The organism is Mesorhizobium shonense (genome assembly GCF_040545255.1).
Taxonomy (GTDB): Bacteria; Pseudomonadota; Alphaproteobacteria; order Rhizobiales; family Rhizobiaceae; genus Mesorhizobium; species Mesorhizobium shonense.
Window position 1 is genome coordinate 448,900 of sequence record NZ_JBEPLM010000001.1, and the last position, 16,433, is coordinate 465,332.

17 protein-coding genes and 1 tRNA gene are annotated in these 16,433 nt (G+C 62.0%); 12 read left to right on the forward strand and 6 right to left on the reverse strand.

The genetic code is table 11. The features are described from left to right. Positions 1–161 precede the first annotated feature (161 nt). From ABID26_RS02490 to ABID26_RS02500, 3 genes are all read left to right on the forward strand, one after another. Positions 162–252, forward strand: a tRNA-Ser gene (locus ABID26_RS02490). 174 nt (positions 253–426) lie between these two features. Further along, positions 427–615, forward strand: coding sequence for a GIY-YIG nuclease family protein (locus ABID26_RS02495; protein WP_354413662.1), 189 nt, complete (start codon positions 427–429; stop codon positions 613–615). Between the two features lie 216 nt (positions 616–831). Further along, positions 832–2,010 carry a porin gene (locus ABID26_RS02500; RefSeq protein ID WP_292345070.1) on the forward strand — a complete coding sequence of 393 codons (1,179 nt, stop codon included), beginning with the start codon at positions 832–834 and terminating at the stop codon, positions 2,008–2,010. A 144-nt stretch (positions 2,011–2,154) separates the two neighbouring features. Here the strand turns inward: ABID26_RS02500 and ABID26_RS02505 are convergent, their stop codons facing one another. Then, positions 2,155–3,837 (reverse strand): tetratricopeptide repeat-containing sulfotransferase family protein, encoded by a 1,683-nt coding sequence (locus tag ABID26_RS02505; protein WP_292345069.1) that lies wholly within the window; start codon positions 3,835–3,837, stop codon positions 2,155–2,157. A 114-nt stretch (positions 3,838–3,951) separates the two neighbouring features. On the opposite strand from ABID26_RS02505, the gene ABID26_RS02510 reads away from it, so the two are divergent. Beyond that, a complete protein-coding gene (locus tag ABID26_RS02510; RefSeq protein WP_292345068.1) occupies positions 3,952–5,067 on the forward strand; it encodes a pyridoxal phosphate-dependent aminotransferase in 1,116 nt (371 codons plus the stop codon). Between the two features lie 208 nt (positions 5,068–5,275). Here the strand turns inward: ABID26_RS02510 and ABID26_RS02515 are convergent, their stop codons facing one another. Next, entirely contained in the window at positions 5,276–5,761 is a 486-nt protein-coding gene (locus ABID26_RS02515) for a MarR family winged helix-turn-helix transcriptional regulator (RefSeq protein ID WP_292345067.1), read from the reverse strand. A gap of 150 nt (positions 5,762–5,911) precedes the next feature. Here ABID26_RS02515 and ABID26_RS02520 point away from each other — a divergent pair, with 150 nt between their 5' ends. The 3 genes from ABID26_RS02520 to ABID26_RS02530 all read left to right on the forward strand — a co-directional run bounded on the left by ABID26_RS02520 (position 5,912) and on the right by ABID26_RS02530 (position 8,289). After that, on the forward strand, positions 5,912–6,193 hold the full coding sequence (locus ABID26_RS02520; protein ID WP_292345082.1) for an acylphosphatase: 282 nt from the start codon (positions 5,912–5,914) through the stop codon (positions 6,191–6,193). Between the two features lie 220 nt (positions 6,194–6,413). Next, positions 6,414–7,058 (forward strand): TetR/AcrR family transcriptional regulator, encoded by a 645-nt coding sequence (locus ABID26_RS02525; protein WP_292343194.1) that lies wholly within the window; start codon positions 6,414–6,416, stop codon positions 7,056–7,058. Between the two features lie 67 nt (positions 7,059–7,125). Beyond that, positions 7,126–8,289 carry an isovaleryl-CoA dehydrogenase gene (locus ABID26_RS02530; RefSeq protein WP_292343196.1) on the forward strand — a complete coding sequence of 388 codons (1,164 nt, stop codon included), beginning with the start codon at positions 7,126–7,128 and terminating at the stop codon, positions 8,287–8,289. Here ABID26_RS02530 and ABID26_RS02535 read toward each other — a convergent pair. Together ABID26_RS02535 and ABID26_RS02540 are read right to left on the reverse strand one after the other, a co-directional pair. After that, positions 8,286–8,654 carry a type II toxin-antitoxin system HicB family antitoxin gene (locus tag ABID26_RS02535; protein WP_126101238.1) on the reverse strand — a complete coding sequence of 123 codons (369 nt, stop codon included), beginning with the start codon at positions 8,652–8,654 and terminating at the stop codon, positions 8,286–8,288. The genes ABID26_RS02530 and ABID26_RS02535 overlap by 4 nt on opposite strands. Then, on the reverse strand, positions 8,651–8,905 hold the full coding sequence (locus tag ABID26_RS02540; protein WP_126101239.1) for a type II toxin-antitoxin system HicA family toxin: 255 nt from the start codon (positions 8,903–8,905) through the stop codon (positions 8,651–8,653). Before ABID26_RS02540 ends, ABID26_RS02535 begins: the two co-directional genes overlap by 4 nt. A 113-nt stretch (positions 8,906–9,018) precedes the next feature. On the opposite strand from ABID26_RS02540, the gene ABID26_RS02545 reads away from it, so the two are divergent. The 4 genes from ABID26_RS02545 to ABID26_RS02560 all read left to right on the forward strand — a co-directional run bounded on the left by ABID26_RS02545 (position 9,019) and on the right by ABID26_RS02560 (position 13,667). Further along, complete coding sequence (locus ABID26_RS02545) at positions 9,019–10,626, forward strand: carboxyl transferase domain-containing protein (RefSeq protein WP_292371569.1); 1,608 nt, start codon at positions 9,019–9,021, stop codon at positions 10,624–10,626. A gap of 2 nt (positions 10,627–10,628) precedes the next feature. Continuing rightward, positions 10,629–11,159, forward strand: coding sequence for an O-acetyl-ADP-ribose deacetylase (locus ABID26_RS02550; protein WP_354413668.1), 531 nt, complete (start codon positions 10,629–10,631; stop codon positions 11,157–11,159). A 173-nt stretch (positions 11,160–11,332) separates the two neighbouring features. After that, positions 11,333–11,656, forward strand: a complete 324-nt coding sequence (locus ABID26_RS02555) for a hypothetical protein (RefSeq protein ID WP_435528539.1) — start codon at positions 11,333–11,335, stop codon at positions 11,654–11,656. 49 nt (positions 11,657–11,705) lie between these two features. After that, positions 11,706–13,667, forward strand: a complete 1,962-nt coding sequence (locus tag ABID26_RS02560; RefSeq protein ID WP_354413670.1) for an acetyl/propionyl/methylcrotonyl-CoA carboxylase subunit alpha — start codon at positions 11,706–11,708, stop codon at positions 13,665–13,667. A 154-nt stretch (positions 13,668–13,821) separates the two neighbouring features. Here ABID26_RS02560 and ABID26_RS02565 read toward each other — a convergent pair whose 3' ends face one another. Together ABID26_RS02565 and ABID26_RS02570 are read right to left on the reverse strand one after the other, a co-directional pair. After that, on the reverse strand, positions 13,822–14,943 hold the full coding sequence (locus tag ABID26_RS02565; protein WP_292371577.1) for an ABC transporter substrate-binding protein: 1,122 nt from the start codon (positions 14,941–14,943) through the stop codon (positions 13,822–13,824). A gap of 433 nt (positions 14,944–15,376) precedes the next feature. After that, entirely contained in the window at positions 15,377–15,643 is a 267-nt protein-coding gene (locus ABID26_RS02570; protein ID WP_059189077.1) for an SEL1-like repeat protein, read from the reverse strand. Between the two features lie 438 nt (positions 15,644–16,081). Here ABID26_RS02570 and ABID26_RS02575 point away from each other — a divergent pair, with 438 nt between their 5' ends. After that, positions 16,082–16,423 carry a DUF2147 domain-containing protein gene (locus tag ABID26_RS02575; protein WP_292301689.1) on the forward strand — a complete coding sequence of 114 codons (342 nt, stop codon included), beginning with the start codon at positions 16,082–16,084 and terminating at the stop codon, positions 16,421–16,423. The last annotated feature ends 10 nt before the right edge of the window (positions 16,424–16,433 follow it).

Sequence of the window (16,433 nt, forward strand, 5' to 3'; positions counted from 1 at the left end):
TGGCTGGACAGAAATGCGGCGCGGAGGCGAGTCGTCGGCTCCAGTTACCGCCGCAGAATCGCCTCATGCGGAGCCGGGTCGGGTCGGTCTGCTGTTTTTTCAGCGATTCTGGCGCCGGCTTGTTGATTGTGGCGGCGCTTTTCTTTATCCAGCGGCGCGACGGAGAGGTGGCCGAGTGGTCGAAGGCGCTCCCCTGCTAAGGGAGTAGAGGTCAAAAGCTTCTCGTGGGTTCGAATCCCATCCTCTCCGCCATCCTGCTTCGCGCTGCGCGCTTCGCAGGACAAGCCCGGCGAATTCTTCTCAGCGCGAAGCAGGATGCCCTCCGAAGCCTTGGCGAAGGAGGGCTGCTCATGTTGTCAGGCTATGCGCCGCACAGCGTAAGCCTCGCGAATCCCTTGCAAACCAAGGATTGGCAGCATTCTCCGCATGAAGCAGGATGTCCCCGAAGTTTTTGGAGGCCGGTCCATGTGGTACGTGTATCTTCTGGAAAGCGAGAATTCGGAAGGCGAGCGCAATATCGGCGTGACGTCCGATCTGAAGCGGCGGATTGCCGATCGTAACTCCGGAAAATCCCGCCACACTTCCAAGTTCATGCCGTGGCGCATCGTGACCTAGGTGGCCTTCTCCAGCCAGGCTAAGGCAGTTTCATTCGAGCGTTATATCAAATCCGGATCCGGCCACGCGTTCGCCAACAGGCGTCTTTGGTGACATTTGGTCGAAGCAGGCCAAAGCTGGCTGCTTTCCGAAAAATCCAGTAATAACAATGCAATAATGTCGATCTGCACCGAGTTGGCACGACTCTTCTGTTCGATTCTGACTGGAGGTCAGAAAATGAACATCAAGAGCCTTCTTCTCGGCTCAGCTGCGGCCCTGATCGCAGTTTCCGGCGCCCGCGCCGCCGACGCGGTGACCGTCGCCGAGCCGGAACCGGCTGAATACGTCAAGATCTGCGACGTGTACGGCTCGGGCTACTTCTACATCCCCGGCACCGAAACCTGCCTGCGCATCGGCGGCTATGTCCGTTACGACATCGGCGTCGGCGACGTCGGTTCGTTCGACGGCGCGAAGTCCCACGACCATGAGGACGGCGACGAGCAGGATACGTTCTACAAGAACGCCCGCTTCACGCTGAAGACCTGGACCGGTCAGGAAACCGAGCTCGGCACGTTGAAGACCTACACCGAGACCCGCTTCAACTTCGGCAACCGCAACGGCTTCGGCGCCGTTAGCACCACCACAGATGCTGCCGGCACTGTGACCGTGCACCCGCTCGGCAATGCCGCCGGCAACAAGAACGTTTCGCTGAACTTCGCTTGGATCCAGCTCGGTGGCCTCCGCGTCGGTAAGGACGAATCGGCCTTCGATACGTTCATCGGCTACGCCGGCAACGTCATCCAGGATACGCTGGTTCCCTACGGCGACTTCGACACCAACGTCGTCCAGTACTACTTCGACGCTGGCAACGGCTTCTCCGCCGTCCTCTCGCTCGAAGAAGGCTCGGGCGTCGTCGGCACCATCGACAGCTACGTTCCGCATGTCGTCGGCGGCCTGAAGTACACGCAGGGCTGGGGCGCCATCACCGGCGTCGTCGCTTATGACGCCAACTACGAGGAAGTCGCCGGCAAGGTCCGCTTGGACGTGAATGCGACCGACGCGATCTCGCTGTTCATCATGGCCGGCTACGGCACCGACGACAACCTCAGCGACCCGACTTGGGCTATCCCGGCTGGCGGCCGCGGCTTCTACAAGCAGTGGAGCGGCAACTGGGCGGTGTGGGGCGGCGGCACCTACAAGTTCAACGAGAAGACCTCGTTCAACCTCCAGGTGTCTGCTGACGATGGCAAGAACGTTGGCGTCGCGGCGAACATCGCTTACGATATCGTCCCCGGCCTGACGGTCACAGCCGAAGTTGACTACCTCCACCTCGGTGACGACAGCGTCTCCAACTGGACCAATGCCGACAAGGAAAACAGCGTCGGCGGTCTCCTCCGCTTCCAGCGCTCGTTCTAATCAGCAGCGTCTGATTGAAATCGAACCCGGCGGGCGACCGCCGGGTTTTTTTGTGAATGGAATGGCTATTAGATCAAGCTGCTACGACAGCACTGAATATCTTACCGGCTATCGTCCGCCAGAAGTCGCCGACTGAACCTAAGGTCAGGTGTCGGCTAGATCTCCCAATGACTGGATCAGTGGTTGGATTTCGCTTTCGTAGTTCTTCCAACGCTTGACAGACGACTTGTAAATCGGCTGGCGAACCTGCCAACGGCTGAAGGTATTTACCGAACCGTCCCTGTCAAAAAAGCGCAGGCAGGCATCGTCCCAAGGCAGCCCGAGATAATCTATGAGACGGCGCGACTGTTCCTCTTGATCTTCAATCAGTGTCTCATACCGGTTTTCGAAGATGCGCCCCGGAAGAACCTTGTTCCAGTGCCGCATCAGGCGGTCATACTCCCGGTAGTAAAGTCCCAGCGTTCGAAGGTCAGCGCTATAACTGTGTGCTTCACTGAATTGCAGGACGAAGCATGAGATGCAATTGTCGATGGCATCGCGGCGGCAATGAATTATGCGCGCGTTGGGAAAGAGAACGCCTATCAGTCCGATCAACTCGAAATTGTGGGGCATCTTGTCGACGATTCGAAGCGCGTCAGGCGCTCGCTCACGTAGATAGGCAAGATGCTCTGCTGAAAGCGTCTTGGCCAGTTCGGGAGTAATCGTCGCGATCGATTTGCCGAGGTCTGTCTCAGAGTTGCCCTTGAGGCCGATCCCATCGGCCATTCGTCTGAGCTTGCTGAGCTCGCCGGCGCCATGAACATTGGGATGGCTGGCACAGATCTGCTCGGTCAGCGTCGTACCCGAGCGCGGCATCCCGACCACGAACACAGGCACCTCAGACGGATCGCCGTAAGCGGCCATTGACGCCACCAGTTCCGGTGTGAAGGTTTCGATCAGGGCATCGACAGAGCGACGGTAGTTTTCCAGATCGAATTTTTGGCCCGTGGCTTCATTCCCTTTCTTGAAGTGATCCATCGCCTCCTTGTAGCGACGGAGGTCGTTGAGCAGCTTCCCGGCCGCGTGATGGAGTGATGCCGCTCCCTCCGACCCATGGCCCAGGTCCCGAAGCTCGGTTAGGATTGCCGCAAGTTCTGGCGGCTCTTCCGTGAATTTGCGCGTCTGCACAAGTGCACTGTAAGCAGCCGGCACCGCGATGCGCCGATCTATTGCCTCTTTCAGATGAAACGCGGCTTCGTCCATACGACCGAGGCTTGCGAGCGCGCGAGGCAACCCCAACCGGGCCCCAGGATGATCTCGGTCGATCTTGAGCGCCTTTTCAAACAGCGGCAGCGCCATTTCTCCCTTATCAAACGCCTTATAAGCATCGCCCAGGGCGCAAAGCGCTTCCACCAGATCCGGCTTCAAGGCCAAGGCCTGCTGAAAATGCCTAATTGCCGGCGTAAATTCGCTGAGCTTCAGGTAGGTCTCACCGAGGCTAAGGTGATAGTAAGGATTTCGCGGCTCCTCCCCGACCGCCCGGGCGAAGTACCGCAAGGCCTTCTCGTTGTCGAATCCGATGCCGAGGGTTCCCAGGATATAAAAAGCCAACGGATGGTTTGGCGTTCTTGCCAGAACCTTGAGGCAGAGTTCCTCGGCCTCTGGCAATTGATCGGCTTTTTGAAACTCGAGCGCCTGCCGCAACAGCATGTCGTCGGCTTGCGCGCGAGACAGAGCCTTCGTGGGCTGGAGCCTTGGCAGTCCAGCCTTTGGCGGCTGCGGAACTTTAGCTGGCGCGGATTGGGTTTTGAGGTGCTTTGCCCAGGCGGGCGGCAATCGGTTGCTCATCCTGTCTCGCTAGCAAAACGGGCCCCGAGAATCCAGTCTTGAACGCTCTTTCGCAACTTGCACCCACCCTTCGCTCACGCTAGCAAGAAGCCTCCTCTCAACCGAGCCCATACCATGCGCCAGCGCCCTCCCCTTACGCCGATCGTCGGCGCGCTTCCCACCACGGTACCGTTCGTCGGGCCGGAGGCGCAGGAGCGCGAGCGCGGCCGGCCTTTCCGCGCCCGCATCGGCGCCAATGAAAGCAGTTTCGGGCCCTCGCCGCGCGTCATCGCCCGCATGGAGAGCGTCGCGCGCGACCAATGGATGTATTGCGACCCGGACAATTTCGACCTCAAGGTCGCGGCTGCCGCACATCACGGTGTCGACGTGGAAAACGTGGTCGTGGGCGAAGGCATAGACGGCCTGCTCGGCCTCGTCGCGCGCATGTATGTCGCGCCGGGCGACGCGGTGGTGACCTCGCTCGGCGCCTATCCCACCTTCAACTTCCACATCGCCGGCGTCGGCGGCCGGCTGGTGACCGTCCCTTACGCTGATGACAAGGAGGACCTCGACGGTTTGGTTGCCGCTGTCGCCAGGGAAAAGGCGCCGCTCGTCTATCTCTCCAATCCCGACAATCCGATGGGAAGCTGGTGGGAGGCGCCGGACGTTATCCGCTTCATCGAGGCGCTGCCGGAAACCACCATGCTGGTGCTGGACGAAGCTTATGGCGAATTGGGACCGGCCTCGGCGCTGCCGCCGATCGATGTGGCGCGGCCGAACGTGGTGCGCATGCGCACCTTCTCCAAGGCCTACGGGCTTGCCGGCATTCGCTGTGGTTACGCGGTGGCAGAACGGGAAGTGATCCGCGACTTCGAGAAGATCCGCAACCACTATGGCGTCAGCCGCATGGCGCAGATCGCCGGCGTCGAGGCGCTGGCCGACCAGGACTATCTGAATTCGGTGGTGGCGCGCGTGGCGGCCGGGCGCCGGCGCATCGCGGCCATCGCCGAGGAAAACGGCCTGAAGCCGCTGCCCTCGGCGACCAATTTCGTCACCATAGACTGCGGCCGCGACGGCGCCTTCGCGCTGAAGGTGATGCAGGCGCTGCTCTCGCGCGACGTTTTCATCCGCAAGCCGATGGCACCCAGGCTCGACCGCTGCATCCGGGTCAGCGTCGGCCTCGATCACGAGCTCGACATCTTCGCCGAGGAATTGCCCGCCGCGCTGGCCGCGGCGCGAGGGGGGAATTGACCGGGCCGTTCCGGCTTCTGCGGAAGCGCCTCTGCTTCGTCATCCTAAAGCGCGTCGCGATCCTTCAGATTCGCTCCGTGCGCTTTAGGTTTTTGATTTTACGCATGTCTTTGTCCCGAAACCGGTCCCACTTTCGGGAGACATGCTTTAGGGCGCAGCAAGGAGCGAAGCGACGCAGCGCAGACCCCAGGATGACGACGTTGAGGCTTCAGCTTGTGGTTTCCAGCAGGCGGGTCACGCGGCTCAGCGCGTCCGAAAGCTCGATGACTTCCTTGTCGTCGAGTTTGACAATCAGACGGGCAAGGTCGCGATTCGTCGCCGCCTCGAGATCTGCGAGCGCCGCTTTGCCCCGCATGGTCAGCGAAAGCACGAGCAGCCCGTTCTCCGGGCCATTGCGCATTTCAGCCAGCCCCATGGCGGTGAATTTCCGAAGCACCCTCATGAGATAGGCGGGGGCGAGGCGCAGTTCGCCGGCCAATTCGGACGCGATCGGCGCGAGATCGATATCAAACATGCGCGCCAGAAAGCCGGCCTTACCCCAGGCAGGTCGGGGCCTGCGGCCAAGCTCGAACAGCACGCGGGCCTCGGTCAGTGTGTAAGGGCTCTGTACCAAGCTCTCATCGAGCAGCCCGACCAGGCCGGTATAGAATCGGTTGAAGCGGCGGATCTCATCGACCAAGGTTTCGTGCGGCATGCAGACCTTCTCCCACATTGCACCCCCGATGATTTCCCCATCAATTGACTGAGTCAATTATTTAATTGACGGAGTCGTCTAACTCCCAGCGCCCGTTGCATTTGATCTATGCCGCTCCAGATTGATGAAGGGGAGATTCTGGAGCGGACGATGCATGATGTGCGAAGAGCCGTTCGGGCGCGCGTTTTCGGCACGGTGCAAGGCGTGAGTTACCGGGTGTGGGCACGCCGCGAAGCCGAGCGTCTTGGCGTGACGGGTTGGGTGCGCAACGAGGGCGACGGCTCGGTCACGGCGCTCATCGCCGGCACCGACACTGCGGTCGACGCCATGATCGACCGCCTTTGGCAAGGACCGCGGGGCGCGCTGGTCTCGGCGGTCGAGACCGAGGAAGTCGCAGAAGACGCGCCCGCCGATTTCAGCATTGTTGCTTAGGCCAGGTAATCTTCCCCCTTTAGGGGGAGATGGCCGGCAGGCCAGAGGTCGCCGCGCGTAGGTCTCCGGCGTCGCTTCTTGTCGCGCAGGGCGTTGGCGCTCTATGCGCAGCGACCCCCTCTGTCGCCTTTGGCGACATCTCCCCCTCGGGGGGGGAAGATTAGTCTCTTGAATTAATTGAACGTTCGTTTTATTAATACTTCCGTCGATCGAGGCACGTATGGCACGCACCACAGGCTCCGACGGAGAAAAGACCGAGGCGGCTGTCCGCGAGGCGGCGGTCAGCCTGATCGCGCGCCTCGGTTACGAGGCGATGTCGATGCGCCAGTTGGGGGCGGAAGTCGGCGTGCAGGCCGCGGCGCTCTACCGCTATTTCCCGACCAAGGAAGATCTGCTGTTCACCCTGATGCGCGAGCATATGGAGGGCCTTCTGGAAGCCTGGGATACGGCACGCCCGGCAACGGTCGATCCGGCGGCGCGGCTCGCCGCCTATGTCCGGAACCACATCGCCTTCCATATCGAACGGCGCCATGCCACCCATGTCTCGAATATGGAATTGCGCAGCCTCTCGCATGAGCGGCTGACGCAGATCCTCAAGCTGCGCACGGCCTATGAGAAGGAGCTGCGCTCGATCCTGCGCGACGGCGCGGAAGCCGGTATCTTCGAGATCGACGATGTCGGGCTCACCGCCATGGCGCTGATCCAGATGATGACCGGGGTCATCGTCTGGTTCCGGCCGGGCGAGCGGCTGTCGATCGCCGAAGTCACCACGACATATCTTTCAATGACAATGCGGCTGGTCGGCGCGAAGATCGACGCCTACCGCGCCGCGCGTCCACGCGCAAAGGACGCTGTAGCACTTTGAATTTTGCGCATGGTTCCTTTCCGAAAATCGAAGTCGATTTTCGGGGTCATGCGCAGGGAGGAACGCCATGTACACGAATACGCTGAACTTCGGACTCGATGCCGACGTCGAGGCGCTGCGCGACACCGTGCGGCGCTTCGCGCAGGACAGGATCGCGCCAATCGCGGCCGAGATCGACCGTTCCAACGAATTCCCGGCGCATCTGTGGGCGGAGCTGGGCGCGCTCGGCCTGCTCGGCATCACCGCCGATCCGGATTTCGGCGGCAGCGGCATGGGCTATCTCGCCCATGTCGTGGCGATGGAGGAGATTTCGCGCGCGTCGGCCTCGGTCGGCCTGTCCTACGGCGCGCATTCCAACCTCTGCGTCAACCAGATCAACCGCTGGGCAACGTCGGCGCAAAAGGAAAAATACCTGCCGACGCTGTGCAGCGGCGAGACGGTCGGCGCGCTGGCGATGTCGGAACCCGGCGCCGGCTCGGATGTGGTGTCGCTGCGCCTGCGCGCCGAAAAGCGAAACGACCGTTACGTGCTCAACGGTTCGAAAATGTGGATCACCAACGGCCCCGATGCCGGAACGCTCGTCGTCTATGCCAAGACCGACCCGGAGCGCCATTCGCGCGGGATCACCGCTTTCATCGTCGAAAAAACTTTTGCCGGCTTTTCGGTGGCGCAAAAACTCGACAAGCTCGGCATGCGCGGCTCCAACACCGGCGAACTCGTCTTCGAGAATGTCGAGGTGCCGTTCGAGAATGTGCTGCATGAGGAAGGGCGCGGCGTCGAAGTGCTGATGTCGGGCCTCGACTATGAGCGCGCCGTGCTCTCCGGCGGGCCGATCGGGCTGATGGCCGCCTGTCTAGACGTGGCGGTGCCTTACGTGCACGAGCGCAAGCAGTTCGGCCAGGCGATCGGCGAGTTCCAGCTGGTGCAAGGCAAGCTGGCCGACATGTATGCGACGATGAATGCCGCGCGCGCCTATGTCTACGCCGTGGCCGCCGCCTGCGACCGCGGCGAGACCACCCGCAAGGACGCCGCCGGCTGCGTGCTCTTCGCGGCCGAGAAGGCGACGCAGATGGCCCTCGACGCCATCCAGCTCCTCGGCGGCAACGGCTACATCAACGACTATCCGACCGGACGGCTGCTGCGCGACGCCAAGCTCTACGAGATCGGCGCCGGCACCAGCGAAATCCGCCGCTGGCTGATCGGGCGGGAGATTATGGCGGAGGGAGTTTAGTGCGCTCGGGTTCGGACCTTTGTCGATCCTTCGTCGACGCGCTTTCGCGCGACTTCGGCGAGCGTGTCCGAAATCCACTGATTGATGGACTTGCCGTCGTTCGATGCTGCTTTGCTCAAAAGGGCATGAATTTCAGGCGTCGTGCGAAGAGCGAGTTTGCCAGAATAGGGTTTCTGAGGCTCAACGCCGCGTTCCTTGCAGAAAGCAAGATAATCGTCGACGCTGTCGTGGAAAGCCTGAGCCAGCTCCTCCGCCGAATGACCTTCGAAATGGACTGTGTCCCGTATTCCATGCACAATTCCATGGAAAGCGGCGTCATCTTCTTCGTACCAAATCTCTGCGACATATCCCTTGTATGGCTTCATGGCTTGATACCTGCTTCGGTCAAAAAACGTCTGACTGCCTTGACTGCACCTTTGTCGGTATCCGGGCTTGGATGTGGTCGATGGAAGACGGCGCGATTTCTTCCGATCTCGACAAGCACACGTGAACCGTTTCCTTCGGAAAGCTCCGCACCAAGGGCTATTAAGAGCGCTTCGATTTCTCGCCATTTGATCGACCCGCTGACGGGGTTTGCAAAAATGGCTTCCAGGGTTTGCCTGTGTTTGCCGCGCATGATGACCTCCATGGAAAATGACCCGACAACAACTGTCGGAGCCGCCGTTGGCGGTCGCACGTCATGCGCGACGAGAATTGATACTAAAATATGATATCATCTGAGGTTCGTCAATGCCCGTCCTGACGTCGCAGATCTCCCCCGCCTCCGACACCTTCCGCGCCAATGCCGAGCGCATGCGGGCGCTGGTCGCCGACATTTCCGAAAAGGCGGCCGGCATCGAGCGCGGCGGCTCGGACGAGGCGCGCGAACGTCATATCTCACGCGGCAAGCTGTTGCCGCGTGAAAGGCTGGCGCAACTGCTCGACACCGGCTCGCCCTTCCTCGAGGTCGGTCAATTCGCGGCGTGGTCGATGTATGGCGAGGACATTCCGTCCGCAGGCATCATCACCGGCATAGGGCGCGTCGAGGGCACTGAGGTGATGGTCGTCGTCAACGACGCCACGGTGAAGGGCGGCACTTATTACCCACTGACGGTGAAGAAGCACCTGCGCGCGCAGGAGATCGCGCTACAGAACAATCTCCCTTGCGTCTATCTGGTCGACAGCGGCGGCGCCAATCTGCCCAACCAGGACGAGGTGTTTCCCGACCGCGAGCATTTCGGCCGCATCTTCTACAACCAGGCCAACATGTCGGCGGCGGGCATCCCGCAGATCGCCTGCGTCATGGGCTCCTGCACGGCGGGCGGCGCCTATGTGCCGGCAATGTCGGACGAGACGATCATGGTGCGCAACCAGGCGACCATCTTCCTCGGCGGCCCGCCGCTGGTGAAGGCCGCCACCGGCGAGGATGTCAGCGCCGAGGAGCTCGGCGGCGCCGATGTCCACACCAGGCTTTCCGGTGTCGCCGATCACTACGCCATGGATGACGAGCACGCTCTCGCGATTTGCCGGCGCATCATCAGGAACTTGAATCGGACGAAGGCCGTAGGCCTCAATCTGCAGAAACCTGTACCGCCGCTTCACGACCCGCATGAACTTTACGGCATCGTGCCGACGGATTTGCGCCAGCCTTATGATGTGCGCGAGGTGATCGCGCGTCTCGTCGACGGCTCGGAGTTCGACGAGTTCAAGCAGAACTACGGCACCACCTTGATCACCGGCTTTGCCCATCTGCACGGCATGCCGGTCGGCATCCTCGGCAACAATGGCGTGCTCTTCTCGGAAAGCGCGCTGAAGGGCGCGCATTTCATCGAGCTCTGCTGCCAGCGCGGCATTCCGCTGATCTTCCTGCAGAACATCACCGGCTTCATGGTCGGACGAAAATACGAGGCCGGCGGCATCGCCAAGGACGGCGCCAAGCTGGTCACGGCGGTCGCCACGGCACGCGTGCCCAAGCTTACGGTGATCATCGGCGGCTCGTTCGGCGCCGGCAATTACGGCATGTGCGGCCGCGCCTATTCGCCCCGTTTCTTGTGGATGTGGCCGAACGCGCGCATCTCGGTGATGGGCGGTGAGCAGGCGGCTACCGTGCTCGCCATGGTCAAGCGCGAAGGCATCGAGCGCAAGGGCGGGCAATGGAGCGCCGAGGAGGAAGCGAAGTTCCGCAAGCCGATCCTGATGAAATACGAGCACGAGGGCCACCCGCTCTATTCCTCGGCAAGGCTCTGGGACGACGGCATCATCGATCCGGCCAAGACGCGCGAGGTGCTGGCGCTCAGCCTTTCGGCCGCGCTCAATGCGGGGGTCGAGGAGACGAAATTCGGCGTGTTCAGGATGTGACGATGAGCGACAACGGCGACAGGATCCGCATCCACACCGGCGACATCACCAGGCTCGCGGTCGATGCCATCGTCAATGCCGCCAATTCCTCGCTGCTCGGCGGTGGCGGCGTCGACGGCGCCATCCACCGCGCCGCCGGCCCGGAGCTGGTCGCCGAATGCCGGACGCTGAACGGCTGCAAGACCGGCGATGCCAAGCTGACCAAAGGCTATCGCCTGCCGGCGCGCTACGTCATCCACACGGTCGGGCCGGTCTGGCAGGGCGGTGGCAAGGGCGAGGCCGAGTTGCTTGCCTCCTGCTATCGCCGCTCGCTCGAAATCGCCCGCGACCATGACTGTCGGACGATCGCCTTTCCGGCGGTTTCGACCGGCATTTATCGCTATCCGAAGGACGAGGCGACAAGGATTGCCGTCGGCACCGTAAGCGACTTCCTGAAACAAAACACATTGCCCAAGGCCGTTACGTTCTGCTGCTTCGACGAGCCGACGGCGGAACTATACCGGCGGGCCGTTGCTGCTCTTTGGGAAGGCTGAACTTATGGATCAACAGATTCCTCAGTGCAGGCAAAGGCGGATTATGTCCGGATGGCTAGCACCGGTGAAAAATATTCGTTACTGCTCATCCTGCATTTTTAAACGGGGATGGGGTCAAAATGGGATTGAAATATTCACGGAAGGCGGTCGCTTCGATACTTGCAGGATTGCTTATGCTCGCCGTGCCTGGTGCCGGCTCGGCGGAATCGCTGGCGGGCAAGATAGGCGACAAGCGGTTTGCCCCGACTCTCTCGCTCGATCCGAAGGAAGCCTGCTACAAATCCTACCTCGCCTATATCGCGGCGAGTGGTCATTCAGCCTACGCCACGACGTTCTATTCGCGCGTCGTCGATCTGCACATTTTCTGCAGCGTAAAGCTGAACGCGCCGTCGCAGAAGGCCGCGGAGGATATTGCGTTGCGTACCTGCCAGACCGGCTTCGCCAGGTGGAAGGTCAAGACCGCGAGCGGCGGCTGTGCGATAGCGGCGTCGAAGTAGGCCGGCGCATCTCGGACTGGCGCCGCCCGAAGACAAAACGGGAGGCTCCATGTTCGGCAAGATCCTGATCGCCAATCGCGGCGAGATCGTCTGTCGCGTCATCCGCACCGCGCGCAAGTTGGGCGTGCGGACCGTCGCCGTCTATTCGGATGCCGACGTCCGCGCCTTGCATGTCGAGATGGCCGACGAGGCGGTGCATATCGGCCCCTCACCCGTTGGCGAAAGCTATCTGCGCGGCGACAGGATCATTGCCGCGGCACTTGCCACCAGCGCGCAAGCGATCCATCCCGGCTACGGATTCCTGTCTGAAAACCCCGACTTCGTCGACCAGGTGACGGCGGCCGGTCTCGTCTTCATCGGCCCGTCCGCCGCCTCGATCCGCGCCATGGGGCTGAAGGACGCCGCCAAGCGGCTGATGGAAAAGGCCGGCGTGCCGGTGGTGCCAGGCTATCATGGCGAAGCGCAAGAAATCGTGCTGCTCGCCTCCAAGGCGCGCGAGGTCGGCTACCCCGTTCTGATCAAGGCGCGCGCCGGCGGCGGCGGCAAGGGCATGCGGCGCGTCGACCATCCGGACGATTTCTCCGAAGCGCTGTCCGGAGCGCGTCGCGAGGCCAAGGCCGCCTTTGGCGACGACCGCGTGCTTGTGGAAAAATACGTCGACAAGCCGCGCCATATCGAAGTCCAGGTGTTCGGCGACAATTTCGGCAATGCCGTGCATCTTTACGAACGCGACTGCTCGGCGCAGCGCCGCCACCAGAAGGTGATCGAGGAGGTGCCCGCGCCCGGCATGACACCGGCGCTGCGCAAGGCGATGACCGAAGCGGCGGTGAAGGCGGCCAAGGCCATCAATTATTCGGGCGCCGGCACGATCGAATTCATTGCCGACGCTTCCGGGGGGCTCAAGCCCGACCGCTTCTGGTTCATGGAAATGAACACGCGGCTGCAGGTCGAGCATCCCGTCACCGAGATGGTCACCGGCGTCGATCTGGTCGAGTGGCAGCTGCGTGTCGCCTCCGGCGAGAAACTGCCGAAGACACAGGGCGAGATTGCGCTTGCCGGCCATGCCTTCGAGGCGCGCATCTATGCCGAGGACGCGGCCAAGGGATTCCTGCCGGCGACGGGCATGCTGCATCATCTCCAATTCCCCGACGCACCGCCCCAAGGCGCCGCCATGCGCATCGAAACCGGCGTGCGGGCCGGCGATGCGATCTCGCCCTTCTACGACCCGATGATCGCCAAGCTGGTGGTGCACGCCAAGGACAGGACCACGGCGCTTGGCGCGCTGCACGACGCTCTCGCCCGCACGGAAGTTGCCGGCTCGACGGTCAACATGGCCTTCCTTGCGGCACTCGCCGCCGACGCCGATTTCGCGGCGGGCGACGTCGACACCGGCCTGATCGGCCGGCATCAGGACGCTCTTGTCGCTGTTGCCGCGCCAAGCGACGAGGCAATCGCGGCGGCGGCGCTGGCGGCGACCGACGCCGGCGCGCCGGGTCGGGCCGCCGATCCGTGGTCCTCGCTCGCCGGTTATGCGCATTTCCACACGCTGGCGCGCCGCACCCGGCTGCGTTTCGGTGAGGAGAACATACTGGCGCGGGTCTCGGCGCGGCCGGACGGCCGCTTCCAGGTGGCGCTGGAAGCGCCGCATGACGCGATCAACTCGCATGATCTCAGAAATTTGCTGCGCACCGCCCGCTGGCCGGGCCATGTCACCGTGTTCGAAGGCGCGGTCGGCTATACGTTCGCCGTTCCCGATCCGCTCGCCAAGGCGGATGAGGCTGCAGCCGCCACGGGAAGCCTGCGCGCGCCCATGCCGGGGCTGGTCAAGCTGGTGCGCGCGGCAGCGGGCGATGCCGTCATCAAGGGCCAGCCGCTTTTGATCCTCGAGGCGATGAAGATGGAGCACACCATCGCCGCGCCGCATGACGGGGTGATCGCCGAGATCGCGACCGAAGGCGCGCAGGTGAGCGACGGCACGGTGCTGGTGCGGTTCGAGGACGGCCAGGGCTAGAGCAGTTCACCGTTTCACGGAAACGGCGAACTGCTCTAACTATTTGTTTCTACGCAATTCCGGACGGAAAACCGCTACACACTTTTCCTGGAATTTGCTCTAACGAAAATGGCCGGGACAAGCCCGGCCATTTCCAATTGTCCAGCAGAACCGATTACGGCTTGATCGGCGCGTATTTGCCGTCGTGCCACTGGTTGATGTCGTAGCTGGCGTTCTTCAGGTCGCCCTTCTCGTCGAAGATGACGTCGCCGACCACGGTGCTGATCGGCTTGCCATCCTTCAGCGCCTCGGCGACCTTGGCCGGATCGTCGCTGCCGGCGCGCTTGACGCCTTCGGCCACCGCCTGGATCACGGCATAGGAGAACAGCGTGAAGCCTTCCGGGGTGAAGCCGCCGGCTTTGATCTTGGCGACGGCATCCTTCGCTTCGGGCTTCGACTGCGGGTCCGACGGGAAGACGAACATGGTGCCTTCACCGGCCGGGCCGGCGACCTGCCAGAATTCCGGCGAGGCGATCGAGTCCGGCATGATCAGCTGGAACTTGACGTTCTGCTCGGCCGCCTGACGCAGGATCAGGCCCGCCTCCGGATGATAGCCGCCGAAATAGACCACGTCGGCCTTGAGTTCCTTCAGCTTGGTGACCAGAGCCGAATAGTCCTTCTCGCCGGCATTGATGCCTTCATAGTCGACCTCCTTGAGGCCGCCGGCATTCATCGTCGCCTTCACGGCATCGGCAACACCCTGACCGTAGGCGCTCTTGTCGTGCAGGACCACAACGTTCTTGCCGGCGTACTTCTTGGCGATCCACGGACCGATGAAAGCGCCTTGCGCGTCGTCCCGCGTGTAGAGGCGCATGATCGTCGGCCAGCCGGACTTCGCCGCCGCGTCGGTCAGCACCGGGTTGGACGAGGCCGGCGTCATCATCAGCGTGCCGGCTTCAGCGTAGACCGCCGAGGCCGGAATGCTCGAGCCCGAGCAAGCGTGGCCGTCGACGAACTTGACGCCGTTGGCAACGATGCGGTTGGCGACCGACACCGCCTGCTTCGGATCACACTGGTCGTCCTCGATGTCGAGCTTGATCTGCGAGCCGTTGACGCCGCCCGCCGCGTTGATGGCGTCGGCCGCGGCCTGCGCGCCCTGCTTGAACTGGTCGCCGATGGTGGCGAGCTGACCGGTCATCGGGCCGACCACCGAAATGGTAATGTCGTCGGCGAAAGCAACCGATGCGCTCATCATCAGGCCCAATGCGGCCGCGCTCAAAATACCCAATCTTTTCATGACAATATGGACTCCTCCACTTGCGCGCGGCCGCCCGGCCGCGCTTGTTCCACAGAGCCGGGACAATTTCACCCTTCGCCGGAACTGTCGAGAGGACAATGCATACCGCTTTGGTTCATTTCGGCGAGCATTTCTTGGGCCACGCACGCAGCTACCGCTGGGGAAAAATGCACATGCAAAAGCCGCGCCGGCCTTGTCCCGGCCGGTCGCGGCTTTTGCAGTCGAGCTTCCCCGGCGCCCCGCGCCTGAACCCGCTCGCTTCCCTGTTCCTTGTTGGACCACGATCTTTTCTGAAAACCGGATTCCACTTTTCAGGATCGTGATCTTGTGCGCAGCTGGGCATTGTTTGCCTGCCACGTTCTTGCTCTTTTTTGACCGACCGTCTTTATCGCGGCCTTGTCCCTGAAGACTTCCAAGCGCCAGGCGCGCAAGATCAGTGCATCGTCATCCATTCGCGCGCTTCACGCAGCGCCTTGGCGATATCAGCCTTCGACATCGTGGCGGAGAGTTCCGAGCGCAGTTCGGCGGCGCGGGACGAACCCTTGATCGCGGCGATGTTGAACCATTTGTGGGCGGCAACGACGTCGGTCTCGCAATCGCGGCCGGTCGCATACATCATGCCCAGTTCGAAAAGAATGTCGGCCTGGGCAGTTGCCCCCATGGCGCCGAAGCCGGCTTCAAGCATTTCAAAACGTGCCATTTCAATCCCCTGTCTGGCTCCCGAGAGCTGCCTCCTTCTGCCCCTTGATGTCCCTTGGGCGGGCCGCTCTTTCGATGCTTTCGAGGATGAAGCCTGGCCTTGAATCCGTCGTTAAATGGCGTGCTTAATTTGAAGAAAACAAAGATAAAACAAGAGGTAAACGCGAAAAACTGTTAAGCATAGGAACCCAGCAATTCAGCCGATTTGCGCTAAATTCGACGAAAATTTCGGGCGCTTGAATCAAGACTTCGCTAACCACGGAAACCGAAGCCTTTTCCGCCGATCGTTCATTTTCAGTGAGCCGCGCCGCCAAAATCCTCGCAACCTTCCGTGGCGGCACCGCTTTCGTTTTGGCGGCGACTGGATTAGCTTACGTTTGCGTAAAGGGACGGAGAGGCGGAGCGAGTCCCGCCGGAACCTGTAGGGAGGAGGACAGATATGTTTCGAAAAGTGAGCCTGGCCCTGGCGGCCACCTTGATCGTGGCCAGCGCCGCATGGGCCGACCCGATCGAGGGCAATTGGAAGACGCAAGCCGGCTCGACGGCGGCGATCGCCGGTAGCGACACGTTCTCGATCACGCTGAAGTCCGGTAAGTATTCCGGCAAGACGATCGGCTCCTTCAAGGCGGCCGGCGACAACAAGTATACCGGCACCATAACCGACCCGGAAACCGACAAGACCTATTCCGGCAAGGCGACGCTGTCCGGCGCCTCGCTCAAGATGAGCGGCTGCGTGCTGGGCGGCCTGATCTGCAAAAGCCAGACCTGGCACAAGCTCTGATCGCTGTTCA

Bases quoted from the DNA above. Each gene is read 5' to 3' on its own strand.
- ABID26_RS02565 (WP_292371577.1), bottom strand. From the start codon at position 14,943: ATGAAAAGATTGGGTATTTTGAGCGCGGCCGCATTGGGCCTGATGATG.
- ABID26_RS02570 (WP_059189077.1), bottom strand. From the start codon at position 15,643: ATGGCACGTTTTGAAATGCTTGAAGCCGGCTTCGGCGCCATGGGGGCA.
- ABID26_RS02505 (WP_292345069.1), bottom strand. From the start codon at position 3,837: ATGAGCAACCGATTGCCGCCCGCCTGGGCAAAGCACCTCAAAACCCAA.
- ABID26_RS02540 (WP_126101239.1), bottom strand. From the start codon at position 8,905: ATGCGCGGCAAACACAGGCAAACCCTGGAAGCCATTTTTGCAAACCCC.
- ABID26_RS02560 (WP_354413670.1), top strand. From the start codon at position 11,706: ATGTTCGGCAAGATCCTGATCGCCAATCGCGGCGAGATCGTCTGTCGC.
- ABID26_RS02545 (WP_292371569.1), top strand. From the start codon at position 9,019: ATGCCCGTCCTGACGTCGCAGATCTCCCCCGCCTCCGACACCTTCCGC.
- ABID26_RS02550 (WP_354413668.1), top strand. From the start codon at position 10,629: ATGAGCGACAACGGCGACAGGATCCGCATCCACACCGGCGACATCACC.
- ABID26_RS02525 (WP_292343194.1), top strand. From the start codon at position 6,414: ATGGCACGCACCACAGGCTCCGACGGAGAAAAGACCGAGGCGGCTGTC.
- ABID26_RS02495 (WP_354413662.1), top strand. From the start codon at position 427: ATGAAGCAGGATGTCCCCGAAGTTTTTGGAGGCCGGTCCATGTGGTAC.
- ABID26_RS02555 (WP_435528539.1), top strand. From the start codon at position 11,333: ATGCTCGCCGTGCCTGGTGCCGGCTCGGCGGAATCGCTGGCGGGCAAG.
- ABID26_RS02520 (WP_292345082.1), top strand. From the start codon at position 5,912: ATGCATGATGTGCGAAGAGCCGTTCGGGCGCGCGTTTTCGGCACGGTG.
- ABID26_RS02500 (WP_292345070.1), top strand. From the start codon at position 832: ATGAACATCAAGAGCCTTCTTCTCGGCTCAGCTGCGGCCCTGATCGCA.
- ABID26_RS02515 (WP_292345067.1), bottom strand. From the start codon at position 5,761: ATGCCGCACGAAACCTTGGTCGATGAGATCCGCCGCTTCAACCGATTC.
- ABID26_RS02575 (WP_292301689.1), top strand. From the start codon at position 16,082: ATGTTTCGAAAAGTGAGCCTGGCCCTGGCGGCCACCTTGATCGTGGCC.
- ABID26_RS02510 (WP_292345068.1), top strand. From the start codon at position 3,952: ATGCGCCAGCGCCCTCCCCTTACGCCGATCGTCGGCGCGCTTCCCACC.
- ABID26_RS02535 (WP_126101238.1), bottom strand. From the start codon at position 8,654: ATGAAGCCATACAAGGGATATGTCGCAGAGATTTGGTACGAAGAAGAT.
- ABID26_RS02530 (WP_292343196.1), top strand. From the start codon at position 7,126: ATGTACACGAATACGCTGAACTTCGGACTCGATGCCGACGTCGAGGCG.